Raw genomic sequence first — 17,956 nt, 5'->3', positions numbered from 1 at the left:
ACCTATTTTTTTGCCGGCGTAATTAATTTAAGGATTTCATCGAAGCTTTTAACGTTTTTCGGTATTTCTTTCGTTAAAGGAGAAGCTTGATTGATAGCGTCGTAGGTTTGGTGAAGAAGGATATGGTTATCCTGCGCTTTGCCGTCCATTGTTATGGTGAAGCCAACATCAATCGTCTGGTCACGAATAAAGCCAGTGTCATCAATGGCGACAACCATTTTACCCGGAGCTTTGAGCTGCAAGAGGTTTGCTTGATTTTTTTTGAGCTGTTCGGCTTTATCGGCGGTAAGGAATCCATTGTTTTGTAAGTACCCAATAAACTCTGGAAGCTTTGTTTGCAGCAGCGTATTCAATTCTTTTTCATTTTTACTAGTAAGTTCAACGCTGATGGATTTGGCAGAAGATCCGTCTTTCAGCTTAACCGGTTCCTTGGCTTCTTTATACCATTTTGGGTCAATCCCGCTGAAAATAAGATTACCTAGTGTGGTTGACAATTGAGAAGTATTTTTCAAACTGTCTACGGTTAAGGGACTGGTACTGTTCTGGCTCATTTTTTGTAAATCGATTGCATAGTACTCGTCAGCTGTTTTATTTAGTGCTGGCATATTAAAATACAATTTGCTATCTTTAATGAGAATTGGAATCTCAAAAGGCGATGTAGAGCCCTTAGGCGTTATTTTCAAATCTGTCTGGAACTGGAGAGGCTCCACATTGCTAATGCCCTTCCAATCGATTGTGCTTTCTCTGACCAAAGATAACAGCCCGTTAGTTAAAGGGTTGGAGGATTTCATCAATCCATCGCTTATGGCTAATGTTGTGCTCCCATCGAAGGTGTAAGATTTCATTTCTTTTTGTTTATTTAGTGATTGTTCGAGTGCTTCTTTGACCTTCGTGTTGTCTGTACAAGCTGTCAGCGATATTAGGCTGATCGCCGTTACCGTAGTTAAGGTAATCCACTTCTTTGACATGCTTTTCTATCTCTCCTTCCATAAATCCTTCTTCATTATAATGGTTTCCTTATGTTTTGTCTTTAAGTAAAGAATTGGAGGGTTCTTCATTGAATCATCAGCTCGGATACCCAAGTGTTGTAACCGCCTTAAAAAAGGCCATTCAGTCAGCAGAATTTCAAGCCATCACATTCAGAGACTATATGGAAATTTGTCTATATAGCGAACCGTATGGCTATTATCGAAATGAGAGGCCGAAAATTGGTAAACAAGGAGATTTCTATACAAGTTCCTCTATTGGTTCAATAATGGGGGAAATGGTGGCATCATTTATTTGTACGCAGCAGCATAATGAAAGCCCTCATACAGAACCCGTTCATATTGTTGAATGGGGAGGGGGGAACGGGCGAATGGCTCTTCACATCATGGGCGAAATAAAGCGAACTGAACCCGCCATTTATGCTCGTTTAACCTATACAATTATTGAATCTAGTGGTTATCATCTTCAGCAGCAGCGAACACTGCTTGAAGAACACATCAAAGTTATTCAATTCGCAAGTGAAACAGAATGGTTGGCTCAAACGCCGCAAGATCAGGTATATGTTTTTGCCAATGAGCTATTGGATGCTTTCCCAATCCACCGAATTCGCTATAAAGATTCGCTTTTCCAAGAGTCCTTTGTAAAATGGCAAGAGGAGGAACAAATTTTTCAAGAAATTTGGCGTCCTATAAGCTCCCGACGTATATTAGACTTCCTAGAACGTTCCAAAGTTCAATGGTTGGATGGTCAAATAGGGGAGATAAACCTTGAAGCTGAGAGTTGGGTCTCGCGTGTAGCTGAACGGATCCGAAGCGGGAGCTGCATGATCATTGATTATGGCGATACAGCAGAAGAACTATTCGCTCATCACCGTTATAATGGAACATTAATGTGCTATCGCAAACACCAAGCTCAGGATGACCCATTCATCCACCAGGGTGAGCAGGATATGACATCACACGTTAACTTTACTTCTTGTGAATTAGCTGCAAGGCGAAGTGGCTTTACTCACTGCAAACTTCAGACGCAAAGGGAGTTTCTGGTGGAGCAAGGGATCCTGCAAAGGCTTCAAAATCATTATGATCCGAACCCTTTCAGTGAAGTGTCTAAGCGGAACCGCTCAATTAGGCAATTACTGCTAAGTGATCAAATGAGTGAGCTATTCAAAGTATTCATCGCAAGTAAGCATTCTCTATGAAAAAAAGGTGAGCCGCTGAGTAACAGTCGGTTCACCTTTTTGCTTGTTGTTATTGTTGTGGGTATTAGACAGACATTTTGAAAAATGACCAATACGTAAATCCGCTGAAGGAAATAATCATATATCCCCAGAACAACAATATGTAAGTTCGTTCTGACAAGCGCATATAGCCTAGAATGACGAATACGGCAGTTTGAAAAAAGAAAATCAGAGACATAGGTATCATATCGCCAGCTAAGCTCATTAGTGCGATAACAAGTGTCCAAAAACCTAGAACCCGAAACATGCGATCCATTCTCGTAACATCCCCCTCTCATACCACGTTGCACTTTAACTACAACACATTATACCGTTTGAAATGAGCGGTGTAAACCGTCAAACGGTGACGAAATTGAAAACATTTCATCAGATAGTAGTAGTATGTCTTTTTATCGGGATCCCATGTATGAGTGACAAAAAATTTGGCAATACCATTTAGTATCAAATAGATTCTATGAACTCTAGTACGGGCATAGAAATAATAATAATGGCACGAATCAATTTATCCCTGCTCTCTACGAATTGATTCTTTATTATGATGCATCCCCAATAGGTGAGTCTTTGATCAAGGACCCAAAGATCCCAAAAAGGAGAGACTTTGATCTACGGACCAAAGATCCCAAAAAGGAGAGACTTTGCCTACGCCAAAGATCCCTATATTATGTTAGGAGGTTTGACCATATGTCAGCAATTAGGCAAGATGCTTGGAGCGATGAAGACGACTTAATCTTAGCGGAAGTGACACTGCGTCACATACGAGAGGGAAGTACACAATTATCTGCATTCGAAGAGGTTGGAGAGCGCATTGGGCGTACAGCAGCAGCATGTGGATTCCGATGGAATAGTTTTGTAAGGAAAAAATATGAAGCGGCAATTCAGATTGCCAAAGCGCAGCGCCAGAAAAGAACGCAGCTCAAAAAGCATGCGGCCGTCTCGATTTCCGGTTCTTCTGCCATTGGACTGCTGGATGGACCTGAGTTGTCTACGGGCAAAGTAGAGACATTCACGGAAGAAACATTATCGATTGATGCTGTGATCCGTTTTCTGAGACAATGGAGAAATACGTACCAAGATATGAATCGTCATATTAAAAATTTGGAAAAAGAGCTGCAAGACAAAGAGGACGAACTAGATAGACTTGGCAGAGAAAACAACAAGCTGAATAAGCAAGTTAATGAAGTTGAGACTGATTACCGTATTGTGAATGATGATTATAAAGCATTGATTCAAATTATGGATCGTGCTAGGAAAATGGCCTTCCTTGTTGAAGAAGAGGAAGAAGAGAAGCCGCGGTTCAAGATGGATGCGAATGGTAACCTAGAAAGAGTAGATTAAGTTGCCAATCCGCCCTTACATATAGAAGCTTCAGAACAAGGAGAGCCCTTGGACTGGGGCTTTTTTGTTGTATAATGGGAATTGTATGTAAAGGGGGACATGTGATGCGCATTATGATTATTGGTGCAGGCTCCTTAGGGCTGTTATTCGCTGCCAAGTTGTCTGCTTTTTGTGAACATATGACAATCATTGCAAGAACCATAGAACAAGCAGATATGCTAGCTCAGAAGGGAATCGAGTTGGATGGAACTGCAGAGGCAATTAGGACTACTCGTAGTGGGACTATAGATTTTCGCTACTATATAGAAGGAGCAGAAACAGCTAAATCGTCTTTATATCATTTTGATTACATATTTCTCATGGTCAAACAGCCTGCTATTTCACAAGAACTAATAAACAATTTGAAGTCTCAAATGTCTAAAGACACCTACTTAATAAGTTTCCAGAACGGAATAGGACACGAAGTGAGGTTAGGTGAAGATCTCGGGCGGGATCGCTTGCTGCTCGCTGTTACGACGGAAGGGGCTAAGCGCGAGGGCTTAACGAGGGTTACTCACACAGGACAGGGTGTCAGTTATATAGGAACAACGGAAGATTCGGATCATTCTGTAAATTCAACACATATTTTGTTAGTTGAGATGCTTGAGAAGGCAGGATTTCATACAGTGATGTCGAAGAACATGGATGTAAGGATTTGGAGCAAGCTGACGATAAATGCAGTAATTAATCCGCTTACAGCAATTTTACGTGTAAAGAACGGAGATCTGCTGCTTTCACCCTGGGCGCGCTCACTCATGAATGACCTTTATCAAGAAACTCGTAGGGTGGCGGCTACCAAGGGGATTTTACTACCTGATGAGCTATGGGACACGATACTTAGCGTCTGTGAAGCCACAAGCTTAAATCATTCATCTATGCTTCAGGATATTGAACAGTCTCGACGTACCGAGATTGATTATATTAATGGAAGCCTAGTAAAAATGGCAAAAGACTTAAATCTTGAGATTCCGACTCACCAAACCGTGTACCACTTAGTGAAAGCCTTAGAATAAGTAGGTGATTCTTAATGATGAATGTGCTAGCCAGTTGGATATCTACGATATATGCGGTCTTAGCAGTGGCACCGTTTATTACGTTTATCTTTTTGTGGTTTCTAGTTTTTGTTTTTCTTAGAGATAAGAAGATGACAACAAGACTTACCATGGATATGACGACGTTATTTCTGTTTGGCTCTGTTTCTTTGATGTGGAATCAATTATTTCATACGAATTTTGGTTTCTGGCTCATTGCGCTCGTGCTGCTCATCGCTTTTGGGATCATTGGTGGTTATCAGACGCATATGAAAGGAAAAACCGAATTATTAAAGGTTAGCAGGGTAGTATGGAGGCTTAGTTTTCTGGGTCTATCAGCACTTTATATCCTGCTATTTTTCCTGCATATCGGGAAAAATTATATATTTTTGACCTAGTATAGATCAATTTTGTGGAAATAATGTGAATAAATCAATTGTTAGCGTGTGTTTGTAATATTTATTTAAGAATTGTAGAAAATAACAATGAAATCCGTCTAGATTTTATTGACCGATGGTTGTATAATTAGAAACCGTAAAGGACCTTTTTCTTCATATTATTTTAACAAAGGTGAATTAAAATTTTATCGGAATGAATGAAAAGGAAAATTTGTTCTGGACAAAGCATAGTTATATGTTATAATTCCTTGCGTAGAGTCTAGTAAATTTTTTTACCAGAGGTTCGAGTCAGATATACTGACATGCGTAAAGCTGTTTCATTTGTTTTAGGGTTTAAGGTGTGAGGTTTGTGTTAGTAAAACTATCAAAACACCTAACCATAGATGTTTAGATACATATTTTAAAGGAGGAGTTTTATGAAAGCGACGAAATGGGTTTCTACAGCAGTAGCATTAACGCTTATGGGTAGTGTGGCAATTGGTTGTGCCAAAAAAGAGGAACCATCTGCATCTCCAACTGGGGATACTAAAGGTACAGCAGCTCCTGCGGCATCTAACAAACCGCAAGAAATTAAAATCAACTTTACTGCAGAGCCACCTGTTATGGATAGCTCCAAAGCAACAGCAAATGCTGCTTTCACATTCATTAGCGCATTTAACGAAGGTCTTTTTCGTACTGACAAAGACGGCAAAGCGACTCCTGGACTTGCAAAAGATTTCCCTAAAATTTCAGCTGATGGTCTAACTTACACAATCGACATTCGCGACAATGCGAACTGGTCAGATGGTCAACCAGTAAAAGCACAAGACTTCGTTTATTCTTTCAAACGTACTTTAGATCCAGCAACAAAAGGACAATATAGCTTCGTAGTAGCTTGGATAAAAGGTGGAGAAGCTGTAACGAAAGCAAAAACACCTGAAGATGTTAAAAAAGCTCAAGATGCACTTGGCGTAAAAGCAATTAGCGACAAACAACTTGAAATTAAACTTGAGAAACCAGTTACCTTCTTTACACAAATGCTTGCGTTCGGAACTTTCTTGCCACAAAGAGAAGATTTCGTTACAAAAGCTGGTGATAAATATGGAGCAGAAGCTGATAAAGTCATTGGTGCAGGTCCATTTATTTTAAGCAAATGGGATCATGGCCAAACACTTGAACTTGTTAAAAACGATAAATATTGGGATGCTGCTAACGTTAAGCTTACGAAAGCAACTGTCAATATCGTAAAAGATACAAATACAGGACTCAACCTATATGAAACAGATGCAGCTGATTTGGCTGAAATCAATCGCGATCAACTTAAACTATATGCAGGTAAACCAGACAACTTGCCAAAACCTGAGTTGACTAACTCCTACCTGATGTACCAAACGAAAAAAGTTCCTGCCTTAGCTAACAAGAAAATCCGTCAAGCTTTAGGTATGGCAATCGATCGTCAAGCTTACGTAGATACAGTTCTTGCTAACGGTTCCGTATCATCCACAGGTTTAGTGCCTGGCGGTACTTCTGACGGTGCAGGCGGCGACTTCCGTAAATCTGCTGGCGAAACTCAACCTAAGTTCGATGCAGCTAAAGCAAAACAATTGCTTGCTGAAGGTTTGAAAGAAGCTGGTTTAACAGCTCTTCCAAAAATGAAAGTGAACGCGGATGATACAGAAACTGCGAAAAAATCACTTGAGTTCATCCTTGCACAATGGAAACAAAATCTTGGATACGAAGCAGAAGCGAACCCAGTTCCGCATGCATTGCGTATCGAGTTGTCCTCCAAACATGACTTCGAAATCGCTCTTTCCCTATGGGGCGCGGATTACAACGATCCAATGACATTCTTGGATATGTGGGTAACTGGCGGAGAGTTTGATGAAGGCGACTACAGCAACCCGCAATATGATACGCTAATTAAGCAAGCTCAAGCAGAAGTTGATCCTTCCAAACGTGCGAAAGCAATGATTGAAGCTGAGAAAATCCTCATGGATGATCAAGGTGTAGCACCACTTTACTTCCGTACTCGTGCTTACTTGAAAAAGCCTGCAGTTAACGGTTTGATTCTTCCTTCATTTGGTCAAGAATGGGAACTGAAATGGGTTACTATTAAGTAATCTATACTTCATATTTACAAGAAGGGGCCGTTCGCACCTCGTGGGAGCGGCCTCTTCTAAATTTCTAAGCAGTTCATTTTAATAAAGGAGGAGCAATATGGTTAAGTTCATTCTTCGCCGTTTCTTATATGCGCTTATTACGTTATGGCTAATTGCATCATTTACATTCGTATTGATGAAAAACTTACCAGGTAATCCACTTGGAGAAGGTTCTGAACGGATTCCTAAAGCGACGAAAGAGATGCTGATGAAGCAATACGGTTTAGATAAGCCATTATGGGAACAGTACCTGACTTTCATGAACAATATCATCCATGGCGATCTAGGAGCTTCCTATCAATTCCCTGCTCACAAAGTTACTGATATTATCAAACAAGCATTTCCTTCTTCACTAGAACTTGGGTTGATTTCCATCGCTATTGCTATTATTGCAGGTCTTACTTTAGGGATCATTGCCTCTTTGAAGCATAATAAAGCAGGCGATTATACGGCAATGTTTATTGCGATTCTGGGTGTATCTATCCCATCATTTGTTCTTGGTCCATTGCTTTCTTATTATATCGGTGTTAAATGGGGCATTCTTCCTGCAGGATTATGGAAAGGTCCAAGTTATCGTATTTTACCATCACTTGCGCTCTCATTCGGAACTATTGCAATCTTGGCACGTTTGATGCGAACTTCCATGTTGGACGTTCTGAATCAAGATTACATTAAGACAGCCAAATCCAAAGGTTTAACCAATTTTACAGTTGTTGTTAAGCACACGATAAGAAATGCTATTTTACCAGTTATCACAATAATAGGTCCAATATTTGTAAACGTCATCACAGGAACGCTAGTTGTTGAACAAATTTTCTCTGTGCCAGGTTTGGGTAAACACTTTGTAACATCGGTTTATTCCAATGACTACACAATGATTTCTGGATTAACCATTTTCTACTCAAGTATTCTTATCTTAGTAATATTTATTACAGACGTAGTGTATGGCTTTGTAGACCCTAGAATTCGTCTTGGGAAAGGCGGGAAATAAACAATGCAAACTCCGAATCAATCAACAGAGAATAACTACAAGTTTGCTCCCGTTTCAAATAAATCTTTAACTGGCGAAAAAATTGTTAGACCTTCGCTCAATTATTGGCAGGACGCTTGGAGACGACTTAAGAAAAATAGACTGGCTATGGCTGGCTTAATTATATTGGTTGCTTTGATCGTATTTGCGATTATTGTACCTTTTGTTTCAAGCTACGATTATCAGACGCAAAACTTAAAAGCGAAAAATGTGGCTCCAAGTGGTGACCACTGGTTCGGTACAGACGACTTCGGCCGCGATGTATGGACCCGTGTATGGTGGGGGACACGTATCTCATTATTCATTGGGATTATCGCAGCTATAATTGATTTGGTTATTGGTGTTATTTATGGCGGTATTTCTGCTTACTATGGCGGGAAAGTCGATGAAGTGATGCAGCGTACGATTGAAATCGTATATGCGATTCCTTTCTTGTTAATCGCCATTCTACTCATTATGGTTATTGGTTCAGGTATTCCATCTATTATTTTGGCCATGGCCATAACGGGTTGGGTTCCAATGGCACGTTTGGTACGCGGTCAAATGTTAACGTTGAAAGAGCAAGAGTTTGTACTTGCATCTCGTACACTTGGTGCATCTCCAATGAGAATTATTATGCGCAGTTTGATTCCTAATGCGTTAGGTATCATCATTGTGCAAATTACCTTTGTTGTTCCAGCTGCTATCTTTACGGAAGCGTTCCTTAGCTTTATTGGTCTTGGTGTTAAACCGCCGCTCGCATCGCTGGGTAACTTGCTATCTGACGGCGCCAATTATATCCGGTTATATCCGCATCGCCTTATTTTCCCGACGATTATTTTCAGCTTGATTCTATTAAGCTTCAATTTACTCGGCGACGGGCTTCGTGATGCGCTTGATCCAAAAATGCGCAAGTAAGAAGGGGTGAATAATGATGAGCACCAATAACAATTTACTAGAAGTAAAAGATTTGAGAGTTTCTTTCCGGACATATGCGGGGGAAGTTCAAGCTGTTCGCGGCGTATCTTTTTCTTTGAAAAAAGGTGAAGTGTTGGCGATTGTAGGTGAATCCGGCTGCGGTAAGTCCGTAACGGCACAAACGCTCATGCGTTTAATTCCTACTCCGCCTAGCTATATAAAAAGCGGTTCTATCATGTTTGACGGGAAATTGGATATTACCAAGCTTTCCAACAGACAAATGGAGAAAATTCGTGGATCCGAAATGGGTATGATTTTCCAGGATCCAATGACTTCTTTGAATCCGACGATGAAAGTCGGCGATCAAATCACAGAAGGTTTGATCAAACATGAAGGTTTAAACAAAAAGGCTGCAACAGAGAAGGCTATTGAAATTCTTAAGCTTGTAGGCATTAACTCTCCAGAGGGCCGTATTCATCAATATCCGCATGAGCTCTCCGGTGGTATGCGTCAGCGTGTTATGATTGCTATCGCACTTGCTTGCTCGCCAAAACTGCTTATCGCAGATGAGCCAACAACGGCTCTTGACGTAACGATTCAAGCGCAAATTATTGATTTGATGAAGACGATTTCTGTTAAAACGGACTCATCTATTATCTTAATTACGCATGACCTTGGTGTCGTAGCTGATATGGCTCAACGTGTTGTCGTTATGTACGCTGGGAAAATTATTGAGCAAGGTACAGTAGATGAAATTTTCTACGAGCCGCAGCATCCATATACATGGGGCTTGCTTCGTTCGGTGCCGCGTTTGGATACGAATAGTAATGAAGAGCTTGTACCTATTCCAGGTACGCCACCAGATCTGTTCGCACCTCCAAAAGGGTGTGCTTTTGCAGCCAGATGTCCATATGCTATGAATCATTGTTTGGAAGAAGATCCAGAGCATACGTCGCTTTCTGAGACACACAGTGCCGCTTGCTGGCTGTTGCACCCAGATGCACCGAAGGTTGAACGTCCTGTAGGAGTGGGAGGTCATCAACATGTCTAAATCTAATCAACCTATCTTGCAAATTCGTAATATGAAGAAGCATTTTAATCTTGGCAACGGTAAAATTTTGAAAGCTGTTGACAATTTCTCCATAGAAATTAACCGCGGTGAAACATTTGGTCTCGTAGGGGAATCCGGATGTGGGAAATCGACAGCGGGTAGAACGATTATTAAGCTTTATGATGCAACGGAAGGCGAAGTTATTTTCGACGGTGAAGATGTTCATAAGTTGAAGGGGAAGAAGCTGAAAGACTTTAATCGGAATATGCAAATGGTATTCCAAGATCCTTACGCTTCTTTGAACCCTCGTATGACGGTTGGAAATATCATTGCTGAAGGTATTGATATTCATGGTTTGTACAAAGGCGCTAAACGTAAAGAACGCGTGATGGAATTGCTTCGTGCCGTTGGTTTGAACGATGAGCATGCTAACCGTTTCCCGCATGAGTTTTCCGGTGGTCAGCGTCAACGTATCGGGATTGCCCGTGCGCTTGCGATTGAGCCGAAATTCATTATTGCGGATGAGCCGATCTCAGCACTGGACGTTTCCGTACAGGCTCAGGTTGTTAACCTGTTCAAGAGATTACAGAAGGAAATGGGCTTGACTTACCTATTTATTGCGCATGATTTGGCGATGGTTAAGCATATTTCCGATCGTATCGGTGTTATGTACCTTGGTAACCTCGTTGAGGTGACAACGTCAGATGCTCTTTACGCGAAGCCGCTTCATCCTTACACACAATCACTGCTTTCTGCAATTCCGATCCCAGATCCGGAAATTGAGCGTACGCGTGAGCGCATCATCTTACAAGGTGATGTACCAAGCCCGCTTAATCCGCCTAGTGGATGTCCGTTCCGTACGCGCTGTCCGCAAGCAATGCCGCAGTGTGCGGTATCGATGCCGCCATCCAAAGAAGTGGAACCAAATCACTTCGTAGCTTGTCATTTGTATTAAGATTGTCGAGCCGTCCCGCAGGGGGCGGCTTTTTAATGTTCAATTGTAATTATTAAAAATACAGTTTTGACGATTGCTGACCTTACGTGTACAATCAAAGGATAGTCGGTTTATTTGGTATGAAGAGGAGACACTAGTCGCGTATGCAAATGGAAACTTTTCATTGGAAGAAAAATCAGAAGTTAGCGGAAGATTACATAGCTCAAACGGATAAAGCTAAAGCTTTATTTCCTTACCACTTCGGAAACTTGGAAGACTGGCAGTCCCGAGTGCTATGGTTAGACGAAACAAAGACTTCACCTCAAGTTGATCGAGGGCGCATGGTGCAAGTTTTGCGCGAATACAATGAGAGAATAGGGAATGCACAGGCTGCATTTGACCAAATATCAGCGTTGGCTGATAAGAATACACTTGCCATTGTTGGTGGCCAGCAAGCCGGGTTGTTCGGCGGTTCACTGCTTGTTTTGTACAAAGCCATTAGCATTGTTCAATTGGCACGTGAATGGAGTGGGAAATTACAACGCCCAGTTGTGCCGATTTTTTGGATCGCTGGTGAGGATCATGATTTTGATGAAGTTAACCATACGTATACGCTATCGAATGCCCAGCAAATTGAGAAAATCAAGGTGGATCATCCGACAGGGCGTCGCACATCCGTCAGTAAGCTGCCTATTGAACCTGATGCATGGAAAGAGGCCTTGACGGCGTTAGATCAATCTTTGATGGATACAGAGTTTAAAGCTTCGTTAATCGCTAAGCTGGAGGGAACAACAGAAGATGGGGCGACGTTATCCGATGCTTTTGCTCGTTGGATGGCCATCCTGTTTGGGGAATACGGGCTTGTCCTTATAGATTCCGATGAACCTTCCCTACGAGCTTTGGAAGCGTCCATGTTTGAGAAGCTAATCCTACAGAATGAAGCATTCTCGGGATCGCTACAGAAGAGTCAGGATGCAGCCCGGCAAGCAGGATATGAGAGTCAAGCTGAAGTAAGCAAAGACGGAGCTAATTTGTTTGTATTTGCAGATGGACAGCGGCTGCTCTTGCATCGTGAAGGTGAAATATTTACAGATAAGAAGAAGCACTATAGTTATACTAGGCAGCAGCTCCAAGATTTAGCTTTAACAACGCCTGAGAATTTGAGCAACAACGTGATGTCGCGGCCTCTAATGCAAGAATTTCTATTCCCTGTTCTCGCTACTGTGCTAGGACCAGGGGAGATTGCTTACTGGTCGCTAACGAAGCATGCTTTTGAACAATTTGGAATGAAAATGCCGATCATAGCACCGCGAATGGAGTTTACTCTGATCGAGGGTACGGTTCAGAAGCAAATGAACAAATATGGCTTTACATTTGAGGACGTACTTGAGCGCTTTGAGCACAAGAAGCAAGAGTGGCTGGATGCTCAAGATACATTGCAATTGAATGAGCGCTTCGAAGCCGTAAAATCGGATTTCAGTGTGAACTACGCACCACTTGTGGAATCTCTTGCCGCGATTAATCCCGGGGTTAAAAAGCTGGGAGAAACGAATTTGGCGAAAATCCTGGAGCAAATCGAATATTTGCGTAATAAAGCAGGAGAAGCATATAACGCGCAATTCGATGCAGCGTTGCGACAATTAGAACGCATAAGACTAACGATATTACCGTTCGCCAAGCCACAAGAAAGAGTGTATAATGGGTGTGCTTATATGAATCGGTATGGGAATGAATGGCTCCGAGATTTACTTGAGACACCGATTCCTGTGGACGGTTTGCATCGTATTTATTATTTATAGGAGGAAACTAACATGACAACTGTAGAAAAGAGTATTGTTGCTGATATAACGCTGGCACCTGAAGGTCATTTGAAAATTGATTGGGTCCAGGCGCATATGCCTGTTTTGAACCGTATTCGCGAGCAATTTGAGAAGGAACAGCCTTTTAAAGGATTGAAAGTAGCTATTTCCTTGCATTTGGAAGCGAAAACGGCCTATTTAGCCAAAGTAGTAAAAGCCGGTGGAGCTGAAGTAACGATTACGGGCAGCAATCCGCTATCTACACAAGATGACGTTTGTGCAGCGCTTGTTGAGGACGGTATTACCGTTTTTGCGAAATACAATCCGAGTCCGGAAGAATACAAAGAGCTGCTGATTAAAGCGCTCGAAACGAAGCCTGACCTCATCATTGATGATGGTGGCGATTTGGTTTCTATTCTTCATTCCGAACGTAAAGATTTGGCTGTACAAGTTCGCGGCGGAGCTGAAGAAACAACAACAGGTATTCTTCGTCTAAAAGCGATGGAGAAAGAAGGCAAGCTTGAATTCCCGATGGTCGCTGTTAACGATGCCTTCTGTAAATACTTGTTCGATAATCGTTATGGAACGGGTCAATCCGTTTGGGATGGCATCAACCGTACAACTAACTTGGTTGTAGCTGGTAAAACAGTTGTTGTTGTCGGTTATGGCTGGTGTGGTAAAGGAGTGGCAATGCGTGCTAAAGGTTTGGGCGCGAATGTAATTGTAACAGAAATTGATGCAATTAAAGGTGTCGAGGCCTATATGGATGGCTTTGCTGTTATGCCAATGCTGGAAGCAGCGAAATTGGGAGATTTCTTCGTAACAGTTACGGGTAACCGTGATGTGATTCGTGGAGAACACTACAAAGTCATGAAAGATGGCGCGATTCTGTCAAATGCAGGCCACTTTGACGTTGAAGTAAACAAACCGGAACTTGAAGCAATGTCTTCTTCCAAGCGTACAGTTAGACGCAATATTGAAGAGTACCAACTGACGGACGGTCGTAAAGTATATATACTTGCTGAGGGACGTTTGGTTAACCTAGCAGCAGGCGATGGTCATCCAGCAGAAATTATGGATATGACGTTTGCGCTTCAAGCTATGTCACTTAAATATGTAAATGATGAGTACAAGAAATTAGGCAAAACTGTTGTTAATGTACCTTACGTGCTGGATGAACAAGTTGCTCGATTCAAGTTGGAATCTCTTGGAACTAGCATTGACTCATTGACAGAAGAGCAGAAGATGTACCTGGATAGCTGGGCGGAGCATTAAGATTTGGGGAGCCTTCGAGAGAGCTTTTAAGAGCTATTATAAGCATTGGATAGCTTAGGAGAGCTTTCAGTGCCTTGAAGTGCTTTTAAGAGCCTTTAAGAGCCTTCAAGAACTTTTGAGTGCCTTTCAGACCACTTTTGGAGTGGGCTGGAAGGCTTTTTCTTTTTCGTAATGATTACGGAACAAGGGATTAGCAAATGGCTACGGAATGGGCGAATAAGCTCGGAAACCGAGCTTTCGCTAGGTGGCTGCTGAGATAAGCTCGAAAATGGAGCTTAAATGAGTGAGAAGCGCTGCAAGGTAAGTAATTTAGTTGTTGAGAAGTCGATTTCGGAGTTTTAGCTAAGTTTTAACGAGTAGCTTGTGCTGCTTCTTTTTAGTATTTATAGTTGAAAACTCAAACATCAAATTGAAAATTTCCTCGCCGGAATCTTCTTGGTCTTTCAATTAAGGTTTATTTTTATCGGTAATTATTTGTTGAAGTGACTTGGCGACTTGCAACCTTTCAATCATAACCCCCGTTTATAGGGTGTATAACCTATATTTGGTAGCGAGGAGATGGCAAGATGGGGGTCTTAAAAAGCAAAATGAACGGTAGGTTCATGCAAAGCAGTATTGAGAATTACAAAACTAAGAGGAATACGTTTGGTCGGAAAATTTCTTTCCTGCTTGCCACGTGCATGTTAGTAATTAGTTTACTATCAGGCTGCAGCTCTGCAAAGGATGAGTCGTCAGCGCCATCATCAAAAGAAATGAAAATGGCTGCGACTAGTGACGCTTTGAAGGCAGAATCTGCACAGTCGGCTGACGCTAAGTCCGCGGCTCCTGCTGCCGCAGCTGGAGGGAAAGCAAGCAGCGCAGATTCGTCATCCAAAGGGAAAGAGGGAGCGGCAGAAATAGCGCCTACGGAAGTGAAAAATGCACCGATCACGGTCATGCCAGCAACGGGAAGTGATGAAGCAGCAGGATTTAATCGTAAGTTAATCTACCGTGCTAACTTGGTTATGCCTGTAGAGGACTACAGCAAAGCTCAGACAGCCCTCCGTGACCTGGTAGCGCTTAGTGGGGCTTACATTCTGCAATTCTCGGAAAATGCGAATACGGGGGAACGGGGCGGGACATATACAATTAAAGTCGCAGCAAATGGATTTGTCTCCTTGCTAGATGGCTTAGAGAAGATGAGTCCATCGCTCCAAAGGAATGTACAGGGACAGGACGTGACAGAGGAGTATGTGGATCTTAGTTCACGCCTCAAAGCAAAACAAATGGTTGAAACGAGATTATTGGGCTTTATGGAGAAAGCATCAAAAACGGATGAGCTGCTTGCTTTTTCAAACGAGCTATCCAAGGTACAAGAAGCGATTGAACAGATAAAGGGGCGGATAAGGTACTTGGATCAAAATGTCTCTTTCTCGACGATTGAGCTTCGTATGTACCAGCAAACAGGTAATAAGCCGCTGTTATCTGATCCTCATAAGTTAACACTAGAGGAACGCATTCAAAAAGCATGGAATTCTAGCCTAAATGTACTAGTTGCTGTAATGCAAGGTATTCTCGTTTTCCTTGCAGCTGCATTTCCGATTCTCGTCATTGGCCTATTGATTGGCGTACCGATCTGGGTATTCAGACGCAAAAGAAATAAACAACTGCAAGAGATGCGATTACAACTCAAAGATCAAAATGCTTCTTTAAACGCACTTGAAGATGAGAAACAAGGAACAAAAGACGCAGAATAGACCTAAAATTGAAAATAATTTTGAAAATCCTGCTCTCAAAGCAGGATTTCTTTTATTTTTAGCGAATATTGATTCAAATGTGGTGGAAAGTGGTACAAAGTGGAGGAAAAGGGGGCGACATGCTATGTTCATGGGTGAATATCAACATAGCATTGACGAGAAAGGCCGAATGATCATCCCGGCCAAGTTTCGCGAAGCCCTCGGCGACTCATTTGTCATCACCCGCGGTCTGGATCAGTGCTTATTCGTTTATCCGCAATCGGAGTGGGCGATACTCGAGCAGAAGCTCAAAGCACTGCCGCTAATGAAATCAGATGCGCGTGCCTTCACCCGGTTCTTCTTCTCCGGTGCAACGGAGTGTGACCTCGATAAACAAGGTAGAGCGAACATTCCAGGTAACCTTGTAGATCATGCCAAACTTGAAAAGGATTGTGTGGTTATCGGTGTTTCCAACCGAGTTGAGATTTGGAGCAAGCAAATTTGGGAAAGCTATGCCAATGAATCGGAACAGTCATTCAATGAAATAGCTGAGAAACTCGTCGATTTTAATTTTGATTTATAGAGGCTTACGTAGAAAGCATTGCTAAAGCAAGCTCAGATTATGCTTGCGTAGAAAGCTTTGCTAAAGCAAAGCTCTTAGGAGGACACCAAGTGTTTCATCATGTGACGGTACTAAAAGAAGAATCTGTTGAAGGTTTACATATAAAGCCGGATGGCGTTTACGTGGATTGTACGATGGGAGGAGCAGGGCATAGTTCCCTGATTGCATCCAAGTTAGGTCCAAATGGCTTGCTGATTGCTTTAGACCAGGATGATGTCGCATTAGCTAATGCTCAAACTGTGCTAGCGCCTTACCTGGATCGCGTAAAAAATCGTAAAAAGCAATTTCAGAGAGCTGGAGCAGGTGCTCCAGAATGAGCCGAGAGCACTTCGTGAGGGCAAGCCGCAGGTGGATGGGATTCTTTTCGATCTTGGCGTGTCATCTCCACAACTGGATGATGCGGATCGTGGTTTCAGCTACAACCATGATGCAGAGCTCGACATGAGGATGGATCGTTCTACGGAATTAACCGCCAAAACGATCGTCAATGAGTGGCCTGCTGACCAAATTGCGAGAATTTTGTTTGAATATGGGGAAGAAAAGTTTTCCAGGCGAATTGCGGGCGTCATTGTGGAAGCTCGGGCCAAACAACCCATTGAAACCACAGGTGAGCTGGTGGAGCTGATTAAGGAAGGTATTCCCGCTGCAGCGAGAAGGACCGGCGGTCACCCAGCGAAGCGAAGTTTCCAAGCGCTGCGTATCGCGGTGAACGATGAGTTAGGAGCTTTTGAAGAAGCACTGGAGCAATCACTCCGTTGCCTTGCCCCACAAGGCAGAGTTGCTGTAATTACTTTCCACTCACTGGAAGATCGCATATGTAAACAATTTTTTGTGAAAAACATTGAAAAATGTACCTGTCCTTCGGATCTTCCATATTGCGTTTGCAAGAAGACCGGAGTTGTAAAATTAGTAACAAGAAAACCTATTTCACCAAGCGAACATGAGCTTGAAGTCAATCAAAGGGCAAGATCCGCGAAACTGCGAATCGCTGAAAAGCTTTGACACAAGGGAGGAAATAAAATATGCCATCTTACATTCAAGGCAATTTGGCTCTCAATCCAAAACGTTCGGCCCCAGCACCTAAAGTGAAGATAAGAGAAACAACAAAGGTTGTTTATCGCAATAAAACGTTACCGACACAAGAGAAAATGCTCTATTTATTCACTGTAATTCTTTGTGTCATTGTGGCGGGAGTTATTATCTGGCGTTACGCGGCCATTTATCAGATGAATGCCAATATTTTAAAAATGCAAAGTGAAATTCGTGAGATGCAAGCTCAGAACAGTGCTTTGAAGCAAGAAGTAGAGAAACTGCAAAGTCCTGAACGTATGAAGGGTGAGGCTGTACGGCTTGGGTTTAATTTAGGAGATGAAAAGAAAGTAAGTTTAGTCACTCCAGAGAAAACAAAATCAAATACAAGCAGTAGCAAAAATAATAAAGTAGCTTCTAAACCGTAATGGGCAGGTAT

At 42.2% G+C, this 17,956-nt stretch carries 16 protein-coding genes and 1 pseudogene; 15 read left to right on the top strand and 2 right to left on the bottom strand.

What is annotated here, in order from left to right; translation table 11 throughout:
- Positions 1–2 precede the first annotated feature (2 nt).
- Positions 3–968: a hypothetical protein gene (locus QFZ77_RS27305; RefSeq protein ID WP_307444273.1), complete on the bottom strand. Its 966-nt coding sequence runs from the start codon at positions 966–968 to the stop codon at positions 3–5.
- Between the two features lie 89 nt (positions 969–1,057).
- Here QFZ77_RS27305 and QFZ77_RS27300 point away from each other — a divergent pair, with 89 nt between their 5' ends.
- The gene (locus QFZ77_RS27300; protein WP_307444272.1) at positions 1,058–2,185 is read left to right on the top strand and encodes a class I SAM-dependent methyltransferase; all 1,128 of its coding nucleotides are present in this window, start codon (positions 1,058–1,060) and stop codon (positions 2,183–2,185) included.
- Positions 2,186–2,249: 64 nt separating this feature from the next.
- Here QFZ77_RS27300 and QFZ77_RS27295 read toward each other — a convergent pair whose 3' ends face one another.
- On the bottom strand, positions 2,250–2,480 hold the full coding sequence (locus QFZ77_RS27295) for a DUF2626 domain-containing protein (RefSeq protein WP_029196536.1): 231 nt from the start codon (positions 2,478–2,480) through the stop codon (positions 2,250–2,252).
- A 425-nt stretch (positions 2,481–2,905) separates the two neighbouring features.
- On the opposite strand from QFZ77_RS27295, the gene QFZ77_RS27290 reads away from it, so the two are divergent.
- From QFZ77_RS27290 to QFZ77_RS27225, 14 genes and pseudogenes are all read left to right on the top strand, one after another.
- On the top strand, positions 2,906–3,559 hold the full coding sequence (locus QFZ77_RS27290; RefSeq protein ID WP_307444271.1) for an RsfA family transcriptional regulator: 654 nt from the start codon (positions 2,906–2,908) through the stop codon (positions 3,557–3,559).
- A 104-nt stretch (positions 3,560–3,663) separates the two neighbouring features.
- Positions 3,664–4,611, top strand: a complete 948-nt coding sequence (locus QFZ77_RS27285; RefSeq protein WP_307444268.1) for a ketopantoate reductase family protein — start codon at positions 3,664–3,666, stop codon at positions 4,609–4,611.
- A 14-nt stretch (positions 4,612–4,625) separates the two neighbouring features.
- The gene (locus tag QFZ77_RS27280) at positions 4,626–5,027 is read left to right on the top strand and encodes a DUF3397 family protein (RefSeq protein ID WP_307444267.1); all 402 of its coding nucleotides are present in this window, start codon (positions 4,626–4,628) and stop codon (positions 5,025–5,027) included.
- A gap of 416 nt (positions 5,028–5,443) precedes the next feature.
- The gene (locus tag QFZ77_RS27275) at positions 5,444–7,126 is read left to right on the top strand and encodes a peptide ABC transporter substrate-binding protein (protein WP_307444266.1); all 1,683 of its coding nucleotides are present in this window, start codon (positions 5,444–5,446) and stop codon (positions 7,124–7,126) included.
- A gap of 97 nt (positions 7,127–7,223) precedes the next feature.
- Entirely contained in the window at positions 7,224–8,156 is a 933-nt protein-coding gene (locus QFZ77_RS27270) for an ABC transporter permease (RefSeq protein WP_307444265.1), read from the top strand.
- A gap of 3 nt (positions 8,157–8,159) precedes the next feature.
- Positions 8,160–9,092 (top strand): ABC transporter permease, encoded by a 933-nt coding sequence (locus tag QFZ77_RS27265; RefSeq protein WP_307444264.1) that lies wholly within the window; start codon positions 8,160–8,162, stop codon positions 9,090–9,092.
- Between the two features lie 13 nt (positions 9,093–9,105).
- Complete coding sequence (locus QFZ77_RS27260) at positions 9,106–10,143, top strand: ABC transporter ATP-binding protein (protein WP_047672340.1); 1,038 nt, start codon at positions 9,106–9,108, stop codon at positions 10,141–10,143.
- Entirely contained in the window at positions 10,136–11,098 is a 963-nt protein-coding gene (locus tag QFZ77_RS27255) for an ABC transporter ATP-binding protein (protein WP_307444263.1), read from the top strand. The genes QFZ77_RS27260 and QFZ77_RS27255 overlap by 8 nt, the downstream gene beginning before the upstream one ends.
- 143 nt (positions 11,099–11,241) lie before the next feature.
- Complete coding sequence (gene bshC, locus QFZ77_RS27250) at positions 11,242–12,876, top strand: bacillithiol biosynthesis cysteine-adding enzyme BshC (RefSeq protein WP_307444261.1); 1,635 nt, start codon at positions 11,242–11,244, stop codon at positions 12,874–12,876.
- A gap of 12 nt (positions 12,877–12,888) precedes the next feature.
- Positions 12,889–14,151 (top strand): adenosylhomocysteinase, encoded by a 1,263-nt coding sequence (locus QFZ77_RS27245; RefSeq protein ID WP_047672343.1) that lies wholly within the window; start codon positions 12,889–12,891, stop codon positions 14,149–14,151.
- A gap of 566 nt (positions 14,152–14,717) precedes the next feature.
- Entirely contained in the window at positions 14,718–15,887 is a 1,170-nt protein-coding gene (locus QFZ77_RS27240) for a DUF4349 domain-containing protein (protein WP_307444258.1), read from the top strand.
- A 124-nt stretch (positions 15,888–16,011) separates the two neighbouring features.
- Positions 16,012–16,449 (top strand): division/cell wall cluster transcriptional repressor MraZ, encoded by a 438-nt coding sequence (gene mraZ, locus QFZ77_RS27235; RefSeq protein ID WP_029196525.1) that lies wholly within the window; start codon positions 16,012–16,014, stop codon positions 16,447–16,449.
- A gap of 89 nt (positions 16,450–16,538) precedes the next feature.
- Positions 16,539–17,490, top strand: a pseudogene (rsmH, locus tag QFZ77_RS27230) (16S rRNA (cytosine(1402)-N(4))-methyltransferase RsmH).
- A gap of 20 nt (positions 17,491–17,510) precedes the next feature.
- A complete protein-coding gene (locus QFZ77_RS27225) occupies positions 17,511–17,945 on the top strand; it encodes a septum formation initiator family protein (protein WP_307444256.1) in 435 nt (144 codons plus the stop codon).
- Positions 17,946–17,956 lie beyond the last annotated feature (11 nt).

This window comes from Paenibacillus sp. V4I3 (assembly GCF_030817215.1).
GTDB lineage: Bacteria > Bacillota > Bacilli > Paenibacillales > NBRC-103111 > Paenibacillus_E.
The sequence above is the reverse complement of the archived record's forward strand: the minus strand, read 5'-3'. Positions and strand labels throughout refer to the sequence as shown.

Coding starts and splice junctions, on each gene's coding strand:
- bshC (WP_307444261.1), top strand. CDS start 11,242: ATGCAAATGGAAACTTTTCATTGGAAGAAAAATCAGAAGTTAGCGGAA.
- QFZ77_RS27295 (WP_029196536.1), bottom strand. CDS start 2,480: ATGGATCGCATGTTTCGGGTTCTAGGTTTTTGGACACTTGTTATCGCA.
- QFZ77_RS27225 (WP_307444256.1), top strand. CDS start 17,511: ATGCCATCTTACATTCAAGGCAATTTGGCTCTCAATCCAAAACGTTCG.
- QFZ77_RS27265 (WP_307444264.1), top strand. CDS start 8,160: ATGCAAACTCCGAATCAATCAACAGAGAATAACTACAAGTTTGCTCCC.
- QFZ77_RS27290 (WP_307444271.1), top strand. CDS start 2,906: ATGTCAGCAATTAGGCAAGATGCTTGGAGCGATGAAGACGACTTAATC.
- mraZ (WP_029196525.1), top strand. CDS start 16,012: ATGTTCATGGGTGAATATCAACATAGCATTGACGAGAAAGGCCGAATG.
- QFZ77_RS27255 (WP_307444263.1), top strand. CDS start 10,136: ATGTCTAAATCTAATCAACCTATCTTGCAAATTCGTAATATGAAGAAG.
- QFZ77_RS27260 (WP_047672340.1), top strand. CDS start 9,106: ATGATGAGCACCAATAACAATTTACTAGAAGTAAAAGATTTGAGAGTT.
- QFZ77_RS27270 (WP_307444265.1), top strand. CDS start 7,224: ATGGTTAAGTTCATTCTTCGCCGTTTCTTATATGCGCTTATTACGTTA.
- QFZ77_RS27240 (WP_307444258.1), top strand. CDS start 14,718: ATGGGGGTCTTAAAAAGCAAAATGAACGGTAGGTTCATGCAAAGCAGT.
- QFZ77_RS27305 (WP_307444273.1), bottom strand. CDS start 968: ATGTCAAAGAAGTGGATTACCTTAACTACGGTAACGGCGATCAGCCTA.
- QFZ77_RS27280 (WP_307444267.1), top strand. CDS start 4,626: ATGATGAATGTGCTAGCCAGTTGGATATCTACGATATATGCGGTCTTA.
- QFZ77_RS27275 (WP_307444266.1), top strand. CDS start 5,444: ATGAAAGCGACGAAATGGGTTTCTACAGCAGTAGCATTAACGCTTATG.
- QFZ77_RS27245 (WP_047672343.1), top strand. CDS start 12,889: ATGACAACTGTAGAAAAGAGTATTGTTGCTGATATAACGCTGGCACCT.
- QFZ77_RS27285 (WP_307444268.1), top strand. CDS start 3,664: ATGCGCATTATGATTATTGGTGCAGGCTCCTTAGGGCTGTTATTCGCT.